At 54.8% G+C, this 17,087-nt stretch carries 11 protein-coding genes; 5 read left to right on the forward strand and 6 right to left on the reverse strand.

Annotated elements, in window-relative coordinates; translation table 11 throughout:
• Positions 1-34: 34 nt before the first annotated feature.
• Both FBR45_RS04345 and pdxH read right to left on the reverse strand, forming a co-directional pair.
• The gene (locus FBR45_RS04345; RefSeq protein WP_138499650.1) at positions 35-454 is read right to left on the reverse strand and encodes an IS1 family transposase; all 420 of its coding nucleotides are present in this window, start codon (positions 452-454) and stop codon (positions 35-37) included.
• 297 nt (positions 455-751) lie between these two features.
• Positions 752-1,393, reverse strand: a complete 642-nt coding sequence (gene pdxH, locus FBR45_RS04350; RefSeq protein WP_138499652.1) for a pyridoxamine 5'-phosphate oxidase — start codon at positions 1,391-1,393, stop codon at positions 752-754.
• A gap of 94 nt (positions 1,394-1,487) precedes the next feature.
• On the opposite strand from pdxH, the gene FBR45_RS04355 reads away from it, so the two are divergent.
• The 4 genes from FBR45_RS04355 to FBR45_RS04370 all read left to right on the forward strand — a co-directional run bounded on the left by FBR45_RS04355 (position 1,488) and on the right by FBR45_RS04370 (position 8,521).
• On the forward strand, positions 1,488-3,848 hold the full coding sequence (locus FBR45_RS04355) for a DUF349 domain-containing protein (protein WP_138499654.1): 2,361 nt from the start codon (positions 1,488-1,490) through the stop codon (positions 3,846-3,848).
• Between the two features lie 244 nt (positions 3,849-4,092).
• Positions 4,093-6,621 (forward strand): DUF5686 and carboxypeptidase-like regulatory domain-containing protein, encoded by a 2,529-nt coding sequence (locus FBR45_RS04360; protein ID WP_138499656.1) that lies wholly within the window; start codon positions 4,093-4,095, stop codon positions 6,619-6,621.
• A 162-nt stretch (positions 6,622-6,783) separates the two neighbouring features.
• Complete coding sequence (locus tag FBR45_RS04365) at positions 6,784-7,440, forward strand: DUF4142 domain-containing protein (RefSeq protein WP_138499658.1); 657 nt, start codon at positions 6,784-6,786, stop codon at positions 7,438-7,440.
• 190 nt (positions 7,441-7,630) lie between these two features.
• On the forward strand, positions 7,631-8,521 hold the full coding sequence (locus tag FBR45_RS04370; RefSeq protein ID WP_138499660.1) for a sugar phosphate isomerase/epimerase family protein: 891 nt from the start codon (positions 7,631-7,633) through the stop codon (positions 8,519-8,521).
• Between the two features lie 54 nt (positions 8,522-8,575).
• Here the strand turns inward: FBR45_RS04370 and FBR45_RS04375 are convergent, their stop codons facing one another.
• Both FBR45_RS04375 and FBR45_RS04380 read right to left on the reverse strand, forming a co-directional pair.
• On the reverse strand, positions 8,576-10,951 hold the full coding sequence (locus tag FBR45_RS04375; protein WP_138499662.1) for a gliding motility-associated C-terminal domain-containing protein: 2,376 nt from the start codon (positions 10,949-10,951) through the stop codon (positions 8,576-8,578).
• Between the two features lie 276 nt (positions 10,952-11,227).
• On the reverse strand, positions 11,228-11,956 hold the full coding sequence (locus FBR45_RS04380; protein ID WP_138499664.1) for a universal stress protein: 729 nt from the start codon (positions 11,954-11,956) through the stop codon (positions 11,228-11,230).
• 288 nt (positions 11,957-12,244) lie between these two features.
• On the opposite strand from FBR45_RS04380, the gene FBR45_RS04385 reads away from it, so the two are divergent.
• A complete protein-coding gene (locus FBR45_RS04385; protein WP_138499667.1) occupies positions 12,245-12,745 on the forward strand; it encodes a hypothetical protein in 501 nt (166 codons plus the stop codon).
• Positions 12,746-12,790: 45 nt separating this feature from the next.
• Here the strand turns inward: FBR45_RS04385 and FBR45_RS04390 are convergent, their stop codons facing one another.
• Complete coding sequence (locus FBR45_RS04390) at positions 12,791-13,759, reverse strand: SPFH domain-containing protein (RefSeq protein WP_138499669.1); 969 nt, start codon at positions 13,757-13,759, stop codon at positions 12,791-12,793.
• Positions 13,760-13,934: 175 nt separating this feature from the next.
• Positions 13,935-17,003, reverse strand: a complete 3,069-nt coding sequence (gene polA / locus FBR45_RS04395) for a DNA polymerase I (RefSeq protein ID WP_138499671.1) — start codon at positions 17,001-17,003, stop codon at positions 13,935-13,937.
• Between the last annotated feature and the right edge of the window lie 84 nt (positions 17,004-17,087).

The following is a 17,087-nucleotide window of genomic DNA, read 5'->3' on the forward strand; positions in this document are numbered from 1 at the left end:
CGTTGGGATAGATACGGTCAATTGATAGCGATGGTCAGTCGCGGAAGCGTTCCCAGCGAATAACCATAAATTTATCGCCTAATTCGGTAACGATCATACCTGCGCCCTGCACGTTTTCGCGACTACTGAAAAATTCAGACAACTCTTTGTGGTTCAATATCTTATAGGTTGGGTGGTAGAGCCGGTTCTGGGGGGCTTTCACCTGGTATTTCTTGACCCAGTTCATAACCGATACATGACTTACGCCCAGCAGCCGCTCGATCTCCCGGAAGCTGACGCCCTCAATGTAAAGCTGCAACGCTTTGATGACGTAATAGCTATTGATGCCTTTGCCCACCTTGTCGACAGTGAAGTTATACGCGCAGTGCTTACATCGGTATCGTTGTCGGTTATTAAGAATGCCGTTTCTAACCAGTTGAGAGCTATTACACTTGGGACAATGAGACGCAGTCATGAGGGGTGGGTAGGATTATCGCTATCAAATTACCAAATATATAGTAACTTAGCATAATAGCACAATTTTATCCCAAAATAGCTCAATAAAATAGGCTGTAAACGGCCGCTTTCAGTAGTATATATTGGCAAACCATCCGTTGGCGAAAGGGTGCTGTAGCCAGACGAAGGAAACTGGCGACAGCGGGGACTGCCATCAGGTTGGCAGTTGAGGAGAAGAGGGGCCAGCAAACACAAGAGGTTGCAAAATGAGCATCGGCCCATCCTGCAACCTCAAAAAAAACTGTTTTAACAAGTTCTAGGGGGAAAGCCGTTCGATAAGCCAGTCCTGTCCGTCTTTCCGGTAACGGATGCGGTCGTGCAGACGGCTGGGGCGCCCCTGCCAGAATTCAACCTGATCCGGTATCACCCGAAACCCACCCCAGTGGGGCGGTCGCGGAATCGACTGACCGTCAAACTGGGCTTCCAGTTCCTGCTGGCGCTGTTCGAGGGTGTTGCGATCGGTAATAACCGAACTTTGGTTTGATACCAAGGCCCCGATCTGGCTACCTCGCGGCCGGCTGGCAAAGTACGCGTCTGACTCGGCAGCGCTTACTTTCTCCACGTGGCCCTCGATCCGGATCTGGCGTTCCAGCTCGGGGTAGAAGAAGGTCAGAGCGGCCACCGGGCGTTCGGTCAGGTCGCGTCCTTTACGGCTTTCGTAGTTAGTATAGAAGACAAATCCACCCGCTGTTATATCTTTGAGCAGCACAATACGACCATCTGGTCGGCCGTCGGCAGTAATGGTGCTGACGTGCATGGCGTTCGGCTCCGGAACCCCTGAACTCAGGGCTGCATCGAACCAAAGTCGGAATTGAGTGAGTGGATCAGCTGAAACATCGTCCACATTCAAACCGTTAAGCGTATATTCTTTCCGTAAGTCGCTAATTGTTGACGGCATTCTGTTGGGTTGTTTAACGGCAATTCAACGGCCGAACTGCAAGAAAATCCGCATATTGTCGTAATTTTGCAAAAGTAATCGGTACGTTCCCAACATGGCAAACGAAGAACAGGAAATAAACCAGCAGCCGGACGCTACAGATCAGGCAACCGGCACGCTGGCCGTTAATACCCCCGAAGACACCACGACGCAATCTACGGATTCGGGCGAGGCAACTGCTGCTACGCCTGACTCGACAGAGACGCCGGCCGCAACTCAGCCACAGGCTAGTGGTGTTGACGAACCTACCTCTCAATCGAACGATACGTTGACAGTTCCAGAATTAACTGAAAATGAGCCGGTAATGCCGGAGGTTGAAACCCAGCCGGTCGTTGATCAGTCGGCTGCTGACCCTCAGGAAGCCGAGCAGGCCGCTCCGGAAACGGTTGCCGAAACAGCGCCCGACGCTGCCCCTCAACCCGAAGCGCCCGTCGCTGAGACGATTGCGTCAGAGGAGCCTGTTGCTGAAACGCCTGCGCCTGTCGCCGACGAAGAGGCTCCTGCTGCCGCCGAAACGGAACCTACCTCCGAAACGTCTACGGCCGAAACGGATGAGGTTACGGCGCAGTATGCCACGGTAGCCGAACCCGAAGAAGCCGATGAAACGGCTTCTCAACCGGCGGCCGACTACAGTCAGTTCTCGAAACAGGATTTTGTAGCCCTGCTCGAAGGCCAGCTTGCAACTGTCAGTGCAGCAGCGGTAACCCCCACCGATTTCAAGAAAGCCGATCAGGTACTGAAAGAAGTGAAGCCCCTGTTCGATCAGATGAAGCGGGCCGAACGGGAAGCTGCCCTGCAGGCCTACGTAGCCGATACCGGTGCTGAAGAAGGGTTCGACTATAAATACGATGAGGCTGTTCTGCGGTTCGACGAACTTTACAAGCAGATTAAAAGCCTTAAGAATACTTACTTCCAGAATCTGGATAAGGCGAAAGACGGCAACTTCGCGGCTAAAACCGAGCTGTTGACCCGCCTGCGCGAACTGGTTGAGACCGACGAGAACAACGCGGGCGATCCCAAAACCAGCTGGAACGAGTTCAAGAAGATTCAGGACGAGTGGAAAGCGGCCGGAAACATGAATTCCCCGCACAACGCTACGCTCTGGGCTACCTACCACGCCCTGGTCGATCGGTACTACAGCAACCGGAATATCTATTTCGAGCTGAAGGAGCTGGATCGAAAGCGGAATACGACCCTGAAAACAGAGGTGATCGAAAAAGTGGAAGCGATGGCCAAGGCGGCTGAAGAGACGCCTGTAACCCGCCAGACTATCGACGAAGCAAACGCCCTGTTCGAAGAATACAAGCACATTGGTCCCGCACCAAAAGCCGAGCAGGAAGTTCTGTGGGGCCGCATGAAAGCTGCGCTCGACGTTTTGTACGACAAACGGCGTGATCAGACCAACGAGCAGCGTAAAGAATCGGCTCAGCTGTACGAAGAGAAATCGGCTATTTACGAAGAACTGGTACCGCTGACCTCGTTCACCTCGAACAGCATCAACGACTGGAACGACAAGACGAAGGTCGTGATGGCCCTCCAGGATCGCTGGAACGCCATAAAAGGACCAATGCCGCGCGAAGAAGGTAAAGAGCTGAGCAAAAAATTCTGGTCGGCCCTCAAAACATTTTTCCACAACAAAGGCGAGTTTTTCAAACAGCTCGAAAGCAAGCGCGAAGAAAACCTGCGTCAGAAAACCGAACTCTGCGAGCAGGTTGAAGCGATCCTGGCCTCGGGCGAAGAGTCGCCGGAAATTACCCAGACCGTAATCGAGCTACAGCGCCAGTGGAAGAACATTGGTCAGGTTCCGGAGAAACAGAAGAATTCGATCTTCGACCGGTTCAAAGCCGCCTGCGATGCATTCTTTAACAAGAAGCGCTCGAAAAATCAGGAAACAGAACGGGAGTTTGAAGGGAATCTGGCCAAAAAGATTGCGCTCATCGAGCGGATCGAAGCGGCCGCTACGGAAAACGCCGATCTGTCGCAGCTGAACGAGTTCAAGAAAGAGTGGAATGCAATCGGCTTCGTACCGAAAAAGGATAAAGAGCCGATTCAAAAGCGGTACATCAACGCTGTCAACGCGCTGGTGGGGGCCACGGGTAAGATTCCGGCTAAAGATAAAGAGCGGATCATGCTCCAGAGCGAGGCCGAAGCTACTCGGGGTGGCGGTGGCCGCGATCGGGCTGATCGGGACTACAACCGGGGCGACCGCGACGGGGGGGGCAACAAACGCGAAGGCGATATTCGCCGGCGCATCACGGCCATCGAAAACGACATCGCTACGTATCGTAACAACATCGAATTCTTTGCCCGTTCGAAGAATGCCGACAAGCTACGGGCCGACATCGATAAAAAGATTGCCGATGCCGAGAAGCAGCTGGATGACCTGCGCCACCAATTGCGGGTCGCTCAGGCCTAGTACATACTAACTCGCTACGAAAGGCGCCTGCACGGAAGCAGGCGCCTTTTTGTTTGTATTGTCTATCCGGCTGCAACAGAAGGAGGGTAAAAAGCGTAGCGATTAGAAGAGCTGGGTCCATGAATACGTTGAGGATCAATACCGCCCATGACCTGTTTCGTAGCGTTCATGTAAAAATAACATCTGTAGTAAACTCTGTTGACTATATTTTGGTTACCCTGCTACTGCCAACATCTCTGATTCAATGATGCATTTTTTACGACGCTTTTTGCTGATCAGTCTGTTATTGAGCTGCTCGTGGCTGGCAATGGCGCAGACTACCTATACAATTAGCGGGCGCGTAACGGATGCGGCAACAGGAGAGGGGATACCATTTGCCAGCATTGCCATCAAAGGAACAACAATCGGTACAACGTCTGATGCCGAAGGGCGTTATACCATTCGGGCCAAGCGCCTGGCCGACTCCCTGCAAGTCCTTAGTCTGGGGTTCCAAAGCCGCTTTTACAGGCTCATGCCGGTTGAAACGCAGGTAGTCGATGCGCAACTGACAGCGGGGGCAACCAAACTCCAGGAGGTTAAGGTGTACGCCAAAGGGGGCGATCCGGCCTACCGGGTGATGCGGGAAGCCATCCGCCGGCGAGCCCAGTACGACCCAACGCGTTTGTCGGGCTATCAGTACGACAGCTATACCAAGATTGAAGGGTATGTTAATAACTTCAGTCAGAAACGCCGGAAAGGCCGATCGCCAGGGCCTATCGGTCGGCTGCTGGGTAAGCTTCCGGCCATAACAGACGGCAACGGAAACCCGGCGGTACCGGTATTTGTCTCCGAAACGTTCTCCAACTTTTACGCCCGTACCAACCCTGAAAAGCAGAAGGAACGGGTGCTGAAGTCGCATGTGACCGGGGTAGGGGTGAGCGATGGCGGGCTGATTGCCCAGTTGACGGGGGCTTCGTTCCAGCAGTACAATTTCTACCGGAACTCGCTCTATGTACTCCGGAAAGACATACCCTCGCCGGTAGGAGCGCAGTGGGAAACGGTCTATACCTTCCGGATGAAGGATACGATGACTCTGGGCGATGCGGTTTGTTACGAGATCGAATTCGCGCCGAAGCGAGCCGCTGATCTGGCTTTTTCGGGGACGGTCTGGATCGATACGATGCAGGTGGCGCTGGCGCAGATTGATGCGCGGGTTGACAAACGGGCCAATATCAACTTCGTCGACGAACTGCACATCGAGCAGGAGTGGGAAAAGACGGTATCGGGGGTGCGGTTTCCGACCCAGACGCAGGTCACCATCGATACCGACGAACCCACCCCACGGGCACCGGGGGCACTGATCCGATTCTTTGCCACGGCCCGTAACATTGTCGAGAATCAGCCGAAAGAGGTCGGGTTTTATGACCCGTCTATCGAGCTGGACGACGACTACCGAACGGCCGATGTGGCGTTCTGGCAGCGCGTTCGGCCCGACTCGCTCTCGGCCGACGAGTGGCAGGCGATGCGGGTGGTTGACTCGGTACGAAATGTGCCGGTTATCAAGGTAGCTGGTGAAATTATCAAACTGGGCGTACTCGGCTACAAACCCATCGATAACTGGCATATCGACGTCGGGCCGCTGCTCTACTCCTACGCGAACAACAACATTGAAGGAAACCGGTTTCGGCTGGGCATGCGTACCAATACCGGTTTTAGTCGTAAGTGGCTGCTGAGCGGATATGTGGCCTACGGCACCCGGGACCAGCAGTTTAAGTATAACGTGGGCATTGAGCGGATTCTTAGCCGTAAACCCTGGACCGTGGTGGGCTATCGGCAAACCTACGACCTGGAGCGTATCGGGGTATCGGCCGATAACATTGGCGGCAATTCGTTTTTTGCGGCCTACTCCCGCTTCGGCACCATTCGTCGGCCTTATTTTCAGGAAGATAAACTCCTGTATTTCCGGCGGGAGATGGGCAGTGGGTTCACCCAGACGCTGGCCCTTCGTCGGCGTTCCTTCGAGCCGCTCTTCCCGTTTGCATTCCGGCCGCAACCGCAGGACGATGACCAGACGATCCGGTCTACCTACCAGGTCACGGAGCTTACCTCAGAAACCCGATTTGCCCCCGACGAGGTCATTTTACAGAACGACAACGTCCGCGTTAGCGCCGGAGCTACCCGTAAACCTATCGTCACGTTACGGTATACGCTGGGACTGCGGCAGGTTTTCGGAAGCGACTTTACTTACCACCGGGTGGCGTTTTCGCTGAAACATTCGTTCCGGATGGGGGTGTTAGGCCGTACGTACTACACACTCGACGGTGGGCTGATTCCGTCAACGGTGCCTTATCCTCTGCTGTATACGCCCCTGGGTAACGAATCGTCGTTCTATGTCGGCAATGCCTATAACCTGATGAATTTCTTCGAATTCGTGGCAGATCGCTGGGCATCGGCGCAGTTTGAACATAACTTTAACGGCTTGCTGTTTAACCGGCTTCCCGGCCTGCGTCGGCTCAAATGGCGCGAGCTGGTAACCGCCAAAGTGCTGGTTGGCAGCGTCTCCTCAGCTAACGTAGCGCTCATTCCGCCAGCAGACGAGGAGGGGCGGGCAGTTGAAGGATTTAATTCGCTGAGCCGCACGCCCTACGTAGAAGTTGGGTACGGTATTGATAATATTTTCAAAGTGCTTCGGGTCGACGCCATTCATCGGCTTACCTACCGCGATAATCTGAGCCGTACGGGCATTCCTGTGACCCCGTTTGCCATTAAAGTGTCGGGCTGGCTGGCATTCTAAGCAAGGGCCAACATCGGCGGATACGGCATCAATTGTGAGGCTACGGACCCGAAATCCTCGATTATATAATATCCTATAGAATATAAAGATTGATTGGAACAGTGTGCTGTCGAGTTAGTTGAAACCTCAGTGATAAACTAATCATACTCAGTAGAACACGCTATGAAAACCAATCGAATTATTCTTGGGCTGGCCGTAGTCCTGGCGGCCTCTGGAGTGTCCGTGGCGCAGCAGAACAGCGCCGGCACCATGAACGCAGGAACAACCGGCATGGTAGGGCGCGAGAGCAAAGCATCGTTTGACCAGGCTAACCAGAAGGGAGCCGCTACGGTAGCCGCTATTCAGCCAACTAGTGCCAAACTGTCGAGCGCCGACCAGGCGTTGATGATGGAAGTAGCCAAAGGGGGGATGATGCAACTGGAAATGAGCAAAATGGCCGTGCAGAGTGCCAGCAACGACGAAGTGCGCCAACTGGCCCAGGCCGAAGTGGAGGAGCAAACGGGTCTGTCGGCCAAACTTCAGGAGATTGCTGCTGCCAAAGGCGTAACCCTCCCCAGTGCTCTCGATGCCGAAACCACCGCCAGGCTTGACAAAATGAAAGCACAATCGGGCATGTCGTTCGACCGGATGTACGTGACAGAAAGTGGCGTAAAAGGCCACGAAAAGCTGGACGGCGTAATGAGTAAGGTCAAATCGAGCGCTTCGGATCGTAATCTGAAAGAAGTGGCGCAGGCGGCTCACCCACTGGTGAAAGCCCACCTGAAAGTATCCCGTGAGGTGATGAACAAAATGTCCGGTAATGCATCGAGCGGCCGATAAAATAGTCCACACATTGAGTTGTATAATCAGAAAAACCGGAAGGCAGTTGCCCCCCGGTTTTTTTAGTGGTCCTGTATTGGGAAGTAGCTGGCCCGCCACCTTTCGATAATTCAATACAATCCGGAAAAAGCTATCTTTGATTGATAAACGCACGACTTCATAGTGCGTTTTTGTAATCCGGTTTATAGCTATGAATTTTCCAGAAAAGCCTGGTCGCCGACAGGTTCTGAAACTGAGTGCACTCACTGCAGCTGCCGCCCTGACATCGCGCTTCGACGTGTTGGCAGCTCCCACCAAGAAAGTTGGTCTGCAACTATATACCTTACGAGACGATATGGGCAGAGACCCGGTCGGAACCCTGAAGAAGGTAGCCCAGATCGGCTACAAAGAGGTGGAGTCGTTCGGCTATGCCGGGGGCAAGTTCTTCGGCAAAAAACCGGCCGAATACGCGGCTTTGCTGAAAGACCTGGGCCTGTCGACGCCCAGTGGTCATTACGTTACGGGTAAGGTAATGATGAAAGACGAAGGATCGCTGATCAACAACTGGAAACGGGCGGTTGACGATGCCGCAGCCATCGGGCAGAAATACATGGTCTGTGCCTACCTCTTTCCGGAAGAGCGTACTAAACTCGACGATTACAAAAAATACGTCGACCTCTTCAACAAGTCGGCTGAAGTATGCCGGGCGGCCGGCATACAGTTTGCGTATCATAATCATGATTTTGAGTTTAAAGCCCTGCAGGGTAAAGTTCCGTATGATGTGCTGCTGAGCGGTACAGACCCTAAGCTGGTGCAGCTGGAACTGGATCTATACTGGGCTACGTATGCCGGGCAGGACCCGGTAGCGCTGTTCAAAAAGCACCCCGGCCGGTTCCCGCTCTGGCACATCAAAGACATGGAAAAAACGCCCGAACGGGCTTTTGCCGAAGTAGGAACGGGCAGCATCAATTTTCAGCGCATCTTCGACGCGCGCAACATAGCCGGTATGACCCACTATTTTGTGGAGCAGGACGTCTGCAAGCGCCCCCCACTGGAGGCTATTGCCATTAGTTTCAAAAACGTACAGAAACTAAAGGTGTAACGAGCAAACCGGGCAGTTGGAGCGCCTGCTGGCCACGACTGCCCGGTTCTGGTTTTACCGGGCAATCACCAGGCTCCCGCGTAATACCGGTTTTTCGGGCACTGTATAGACTGTGTAGGCATATAGGCCCGGCGGCAGCACGTTTCCGTTAAGCGTACCATCGAACGGCTGCTTGTAGCCTTTGTCGGACCGGAATATAACCTCGCCCCAGCGGTTGAAGACCGTTACGACCGCATCCGGGAACGCTTCGATACCCGGCAGGTCCCAGGTGTCATTCATCCCATCGCCGTTGGGAGTGAAGGCTTCGGGTACCCATACGCGGCCATATACGGTGATATGAATCGTGTCCCGCGCTTCGCAGCCAGAGCTGTTGGCCACGTAAAGCGTATAGGTAATATCGCTCTGAATCGACTGAACCGTTGGGCTGGCCGCGTTTGCATTGTCCAGATACTGCCCCGATGCCCATTGAAACTGATTCGGATTACCAGTCAGGCCCGGGGTCAGGGCGAACGTATTGCCTTTGTAGGTAATGATGGAGTCGGCCAGGTCGATGGTGGGAATAGGCGATACAACGGCCGTTCGGGTGGCTACTACCCCGGCGCATTCGGGCGCTGGTTTTACCGTATAGGTGATGGTGTGATTCCCAATGCCGGCCCGTAGTGGGCTGAACTCATCTTCTGCTACGCCCGTGCCCTCGTAGATTCCGCCCGCCGGCTTGCCCTGCAGGCTGTAGGCCGGTGCGTTGGGACCACAAACGGCCGGTAGCGAATCGAGCAGGACCGTAATGGGCGGTACCGGGGTGATGCTGATCGGGGCCGACACGCCCTGACAGCCATAAATGTCTTCGGCTGTTACGACATAGGACCCAACGGCCGAAATGCTGTACTGAGCAGACGTAACCCCTGCTACGGGCTGTCCATTATGCTGCCAGCTGTACGTAAGTCCACCGCTTCCCCGTAAGCTCAGGGTCGCTTGCGGGCAAAGCCGGTTGAAGCCCGATTCAGACGTAACAACCGCCGAAACCGCTGCCGAGCGCGACACATCGGCCGTGTCGGTGCGCGACAGGCAACCCAGTGTCTTGTGGGTCATGACAACCCAGTATCGTCCCGGCTGGCTGGTTCGCAGCGAGTCGACGGTTTGACCGGCCAGGGGAAGGCCATTGCGGAACCACTGGTAAGTCACCTCCGTTTCGGACGATTCGGCGCTCAGGCTAACGCTCCCCGTTGTGGCGCATAAATGCCCGGCAGTGGCTAATCGGGCGTCGCTACCGACTACAGATACCGCCAGCACCTCTGAATTACCAACTTTGCTGCATATGTTTTTTGTTGAAGCAACAACCGTATACAGGCCGGTAGCCCGGGCCGCCAGGGTGGCGCTGGTTGCCCCCGACAGGTTGACACCATCACGGCGCCACTGGTAGTTCCAGTTGGGATCGAACGACGCTTCGAGCACGGCCGAATCGCTCCGGCAGATTGTGGTACTTTGCTGGCCGGGGCGGGTAACAATCTGTACCGTTGGCTCTGGGGTTCGGGCTGGTGGACAATCAACGACCAGAAACTGGAAATCACGCCGTACCTCCCCGATTTTCACCCCGTTGCGAAATTCTTCGACCCGTACCGCAAAGACGAATAACCCAAGCTGGGTAGCTGTTACGGATAGCTGTCCGGTCTGGGCATTGACGCGCAGGGGCTGGCTGGCTTTGATGGCGTTATCGGCGCTATAGCCGGCGGCCCAGGTTACGTCGGGGTAGGGCGCCGGTGCCACAATATTACCCTGCCCCTGGCCATTCCCGTTTTTTTGGTTCAGGGGCGTAATCATTGAGTAGCGCAGCTCGTCGCCATCGGCGTCTGTGCCACCGAACGGAAAGGTAAACGGTTCGTTGATACAGATATACTCGCCGTTGATAGCCGGAAAGCGGGGTGATGAGTTAACGAACAGGCGGCCTCCCTGAACCAGCGCCGGAAACTCCATGTAAAAGGTATATCCCGTCTGGACCGGGTTGACCAGGTTGGTAATACTGCCGTTGCGATTACGCGTCTGATAAGAGATATAATACCCTTCCGGGTCGCTGTACGTGGCCGGGTCGAGCTGGATAGTGGCTTCAAAGGTGGCCACGATGAAGCTGAGATTACGCTGATCGGCGCAGACGGAGTTCGCATAGATGACAGGCTGGCGCTGGCCGGTTTCGCTAACGGTGAATGACAGCATGAGCCCATTGTCGCGCTTACGAAATATGCCCAGTGTTCCTCCGCCCTGCTGATCGGCCCGGCGCCCGGCTTCCATGTAGTTGGTCACGATGATTCGATAGGCGCCGGGTACTGTGCCGAGGGAACGCATCTCAATCTGCCCACCTACCTGATGGGTTGCCCATAGTGAACCGGGTACAAGGATCAGTAAAATCCAGACAAAGACAAATAGAGTTAGCCGCATACAACCACTGTTACCTGAAACGCTACATTCACTCAGCACTCTGATACTGTAAATGCCACGCTATGCGGATGCACCGATGCAGTAGCCGACGAACTCTATTACCTAATAGGATGGATACCTAATAGGATGGAAGTTAATAGATTGCCAGGCGACGCGCCAATTTTGTTTTCGTACGGTAGGTAGTGATGCGCTATTTGCTGGATAGTCCCGATACGCCGGAACGCTTCGGTTCGTTGCGTCGCTTCCGAAATGGTACGACAGCGGTATAAGCGGATGTTACCTGGGCTGGTGATAAACCAGAACCGGTACGTCCGATGTCTCGATCAGGGCCGAGGTCCGGTTCGGGTGGAGCAGCCCATCCAGAAAACCCGATTGGGGGTAGAGCTGCATGACAATCAGGTCGACGGGCGGATTTTTGAGCTGGTCTTCGGTCAGTATCTGCAGTTGCGCATCGAAGGTATCGACGAGAGAATCGGTCTGGGCCGACACGTTGGCCTGGGTCGTTCCCGACTGCATGGCATAGGCAATGGTGCGGATCTGCGCCTGGGGAGCCAGGGTGCCTTCTTCGACCATAGGAACGATGAGAACCGGGCAGATGGCGGAGTCAGCAACTTCCGAAACGGCACTGCCAGCCAGTCGGTCAAAGAAACTGCTAAGCGAGTTGCGGCCCATGATGATCAGATCCGCCGAGGTTTCGCGGGCTGCGTCGAGAATTTCATCGTCAACGGAGCCGATCCGCCAGTCTGTCACGACAGAGAGGCCTTCAGCCTGGAGGTTAGCGGCCAGTTGCGACAGGCGTTGCTGGCTTATCTCTTCAATCTCCTGCGAAGCGGCCAGGCCCAGGCCCGGATCGCCCAGGGTAGGCAGAGTCGTGTCGGCAATCATGGGCTGGTACACGTGCAGCAGGGTGATCGTGGCGCCCGTCTTGCGGGCAAACAGTCGAACCCAGTTTAACGGAGCGGTGGTGCTGGACGAAAAATCAGTTGGGAAAAGTAGGTTTGTCATAACAGTTGATGCTGGCAGGGGGCCTGTCAGTTTGCCCGCCTGGTGGTTCACTGTCACTGATAACCAGGAACAGACAACTGTGTTTACGGCGAATACCTACTCCTACACCCCAATCCAGCCAGGGGGCCGGGTTGCCTTTCTCCCGTTCAGTTTCCTAAACTAACCGATTGGTTGGGTAAATATTTATTGTAAGGTGCTGTTTGTCAGTATTTAGGGGCAAAGTGATATAGTCCTATAGCTTTGCTTGTGATTATATTTGTTGCCAAAATTACTACAGCCTTTCCTCTCATGACATCAGTAAACAAAACCCTACTCATCAGTGCGTTCTGCGCACTTGCGTTTTACAGCTACGGAACCGCCATGATGGACTATTTCGTCGCTTATCCGTCGCGGGCCCTGATGGGGGTGCCTAATTTTGTGACCTATCACGCGCTTCACGAACAACGCATGATACCGGAACATATCATACCGTTCCTGTTACTGACTATCCTCAACGGGCTTATCATCTGGAAACGACCCGCCGGTATATCGGGCTGGCTCCTGTGGGTGTCGTTAGTTTGTCTGCTCATCGACTGGCTCCTGATGCTGTTCGTGCCGATGTCCGCCACCCTCCCGTCTACGCTACCCGAAGAACAGGGGCATACGTTGATGCGGCTGGTAATCGATACTAATAATGGCCGTATCCTGCTCGAATCGGTACATACGGTGCTGGCGTTTATTATGCTGTGCCAGCACGCTATCTATGGCATCAACCAACGCCTGACCGATCAGCCTGTCGGGTCTCACTGACCAACGCCAGGCTGGCCAGTGAGACCCGACAGGCCGTTTGAACTACTAGTCAGTGTTGCGGGCTTTGGGGTCGGGCGTAACGATGGAGGCTATTTCAGGGACTCTGTTTAATTTTTCGATGGCCAGCAGTTGTTTCATGGTCTTTTCCATGCCTTCGGTCGACCCATCGAGGAAGATAACGTTGCCCCGGCTGTTTTCGGCAAAATGCTTAACGGCTTCCGTCCAGATCGAGAAGAGGATTAGAGACGCGTCGAGATCGGCTTCGCTCATGACCTTGGCCGACTCGGCCATACCTCTGGCTACTTCCTCGCGGAACAGCGCCACACCCTGACCCCGCAGCTGAGCGGCCGTTTTTTCGGCTTCGGCGGATATTTTTATGGCATTTCCTTCGGCTTCGGCCGCTTTGGTTTTGGTGATGAGCAGCGCCTGCCCTTCGTTCTCAGCGGCTGCCTTGAGGTTGGAGGAGGCTACTACCTGCGCCATCGAGCGCATGATTACCTCGTCGAACGCAATGTCATTCAGTTGCAGGTCGGTCAGGTGATAGCCCCAGCTTTCGAGCAGGCTGTCGAGCTGGGATTTGACGTGTTCGATAATTTCGGAGCGCAGGGCCAGAATCTCGGACTGCCGCTTGGTGGCTACAAAACTACGGATGGACCCTTCGATGGTGCGGGTGAGCGCCTGCATGAACGAAACCTCGTTAATAAACTTGAACGCCACGTTTTTAATAGTTTCTTCGGCCTGGTTCAGGACCGAATAAACCAGCATAGCCTTGAAATTAACGTTGGCCTGGTCGGCGGTAATGGCCTGGAACGCCAGCTCGACCGACCGGTTCTGGATGGAGATGCGCCGGTAGATGAACTCGATAAAAGGAATCTTGAAGTTCAGCCCCGGGGTCATAACGCGGGCATATTTCCCGAAAATGGTAATAACCGCCACTGTACCCTGCTGAACGATAACGACAGACAGGAACGCGATAAGTACTGCCAGAAAGAACAGGATGCTTAGAATAATCATACGTGTCAGGTTAAGAATAAGTAAAGCAATGTACAGCTTTGGGTGATAGCTGCAACCGGAGCGGGCTTAAACAAAAACCGGATGCTGCACCAAAGTACAGCATCCGGTTTTGCGATTGTAGAGATATTGTATGACCGGGTGGCTGAGCCGATGAATCTACCGCAAGGCGGATGAACTAGTGGGCCACCAGCCAGTTTTCTCCGACGCCGATGCCGGTTTCCATCTGAACCCCCATCGGAATAGCGTTCTTCATGATATGATCGACATGCTCGCGCAGCAGATCGAGCTCATCGCGGTGGGCGTCGAATACCAGTTCGTCATGTACCGTCAGGATCATCTTTGATTTCAGCTTTTCCCGGCGCATGAAGTCATGGATCTGGATCATGGCAATCTTCAGCATATCGGCTGCGCTCCCCTGAATAGGCGCGTTTACGGCGTTTCGTTCGGCAAACATGCGGTCGGTTACGTTGCGGGAGTTGATGTCGCGCAGATACCGGCGCCGACCCAGAATCGTTTCAGCGTATCCGAACCCACGCGCCTTCTCAACGCTCTGGTCCATGTAGGCTTTGATGGCCGGAAACTCGGCGAAATACTCATCGATAATCTGGGCCGCTTCCTTGCGCGGAATCTTCAGTCGCTGGCTCAGGCCAAACGACGATATGCCGTAGATGATGCCGAAGTTAATGGTTTTGGCCTTCCGGCGCATGTCGCTGGTAACGTCGTTGAGTCCCACGTGGAAGACCTTACTGGCCGTCTGCGTATGGATATCGACGTTGTTGTTGAACGCATCGAGCATGGTCTGGTCACCGCTGAAGGCGGCCATGATCCGGAGTTCGATCTGCGAATAATCGGCCGACATAATCAGGAACTCCGGCCCGCGCGGCACAAACGCCTTCCGTATTTCCTGACCACGGGGGGTACGGATCGGGATGTTCTGCAGGTTGGGATTGGCCGATGAAAGCCGCCCCGTGCTGGCCACGGCCTGGTTGAAGGAGGTATGAATGCGGCCCGTACGCTTGCTGATCAGTAACGGCAGCGCGTCGACGTAGGTGTTCTTCAGTTTGATAAGCTCCCGGTAGTCGAGGATTTTGCGGGCAATTTCGTGCTCTTCTTCCAGCTTCGACAAAATTTCTTCGCCGGTGGCGTACTGGCCGGTGCGGGTTTTCTTGGCGTTCTTGTCGAGCTTGAGTTTGTCGAACAAAACCTCGCCGAGCTGCTTCGGCGACCCGATGTTGAACGACTCGCCCGCAATCTGAAAAATCTCCTGCTGTACCTGACGCATGTCTACCTCAAGCGTAGCCGACAGTTCGGCCAGGGCGTTGGTATCGAGGGTGATGCCTTCCAGCTCCAGATCGGCCAGTACCTGCACAAGCGGCATCTCGACCTGATCGAACAGTTTGTGCAGGCTGTCCTTTTCGAGCCGGGGCGCGAAGGCGTTGCGCAGTTGCAGGGTGATGTCGGCATCCTCGCCCGCGTACTCCACTATTTTCTGCACGTCTACATCGCGCATGGTCAGCTGTCCCTTTCCTTTCTTACCGATCAGGGCCTCGATCTCAACGGGCTGGTAGTTGAGATAGGTCATGGCCATCATGTCCATATTGTGGCGCATTTCCGGCTCGATCAGGTAGTGGGCAATCATGGTGTCGAACAGTTTGCCCTGTACCTCGACGCCGTACTTTTTCAGCATCAGCAGGTCGTACTTGAGGTTCTGTCCGATTTTTTCGATAGCCGGATTCTCGAATACCGGCTTAAACTGATCAACAATGGCCTGGGCTTCGGCGCGGTTGTCCGGAACGGGTACGTAGAAAGCCTCGCCCGGGCGGTAAGCGAACGATAGCCCGACCAGATCGGCCTCAACGGGGTCGATGGCCGTTGTTTCCGAGTCGAAACAGAGGCTGCTCTGAAGGCTCAGGTAATGGACCAGACTGGCCCGCAGCTCGGCCGTGTCGACCAGTCGGTAGTCGTGAATGACCGAGAGTATATTTTTTCGGCGCTCGGGCTGAACCTCGTCAATCTCGTAGTCGGGAAAAACGTCCAGATACGCTGGCTCGCTGGTTTCGGTGACGGTAGCGCCTGGCGCATCGTCGGTCGTTTTGGTATCGGTAACGGCATCTGGTGTGGCTGCCGACGCCGACGCGACCGGGGCTTTCACCTTCGTACGCTTCGGTTTGTCGGCGGGTTGGGCCGCAGCCGGAGACGCCGAGTCGAAATCGAAGGGCAGGTCGTCAGCGCCCGATGGCTTTACCGCGCTCATGTTGGGGAACGGCAGGAAGGCAGGTACCTGATCGGCGGGCGAATCGAACAGATTCATCTGAGCCGGTGGGTTGTTCTGAAAGGCAGTGGGGAGCGGCTTTTCGTCGTAGGTACCGCCGAGCAGCCGCGTTTTCATCTGCCGGAACTCCAGCTCATCGAGCAGGGCGGCCAGCCGGGGTTTGTCGTATTCGGTATGCCGCAACCGGTCTTCGTCGAAGTCGACCGGAACATCGAGGTGGATGGTAGCCAGCTGTTTCGAGAGCATGCCCTGCTCCGCAAAGTTAACAACGTTCTCTTTGAGTTTGCCCTTCAGTTGGTCGGCACTGGCAATCAGATTCTCGACCGAGCCGAAGTCGGCAATGAGCTTCTGAGCCGTTTTTTCGCCAATGCCCGGAATGCCCGGAATGTTATCGACCGAGTCGCCAACGAGTCCGAGCATATCGGTAACCTGCTCGATACGTTCGATCTGCCAGCGCTCCAGGACTTCGGCTACCCCCAGCTTCTCGGCGGGCTTACCCATAAAGGCGGGCTTGTAGATATGAACGTGCTCTTCGACCAGCTGTCCGTAGTCTTTATCGGGCGTCATCATATAGACCTCAAAATCGGCGCGGGCCGCCTTCTTGGCGATGGTCCCGATAATGTCATCGGCTTCGTAGCCATCCATGATCAGAATCGGGATGTGCATGGCTTCGATGATCTGTTTGATGTAGGGCGTAGCCACGCTGATGTCTTCGGGCTGCGACTGCCGGGTGGCTTTGTACATCGGAAACTGTTCGTGCCGGAAGGTTTTCTTCGACGAGTCGAAGGCAACACCGATGTGGGTCGGTTTTTCTTTCGACAACACCTCGATCATGGCGTTCATGAAGCCGAAGATGGCCGAGGTATTGACCCCTCTGGATGAGATGCGGGGGGCTTTGCTGAACGCAAAATGCGCGCGGTAGATAAGAGCCAGCGCGTCTAACAAAAACAGTTTTTTCTGTGGTTTAGCCATTCGATAAAAGTCGCAGATCAATTCGCCAAAGGTCGAAAGTCGGGCTCAGAAAGCCTACTTGCGCCCTGATAAATTGACGATAAA

The organism is Spirosoma lacussanchae, assembly GCF_005870035.1.
Classification (GTDB): Bacteria; Bacteroidota; Bacteroidia; order Cytophagales; family Spirosomataceae; genus Spirosoma; species Spirosoma lacussanchae.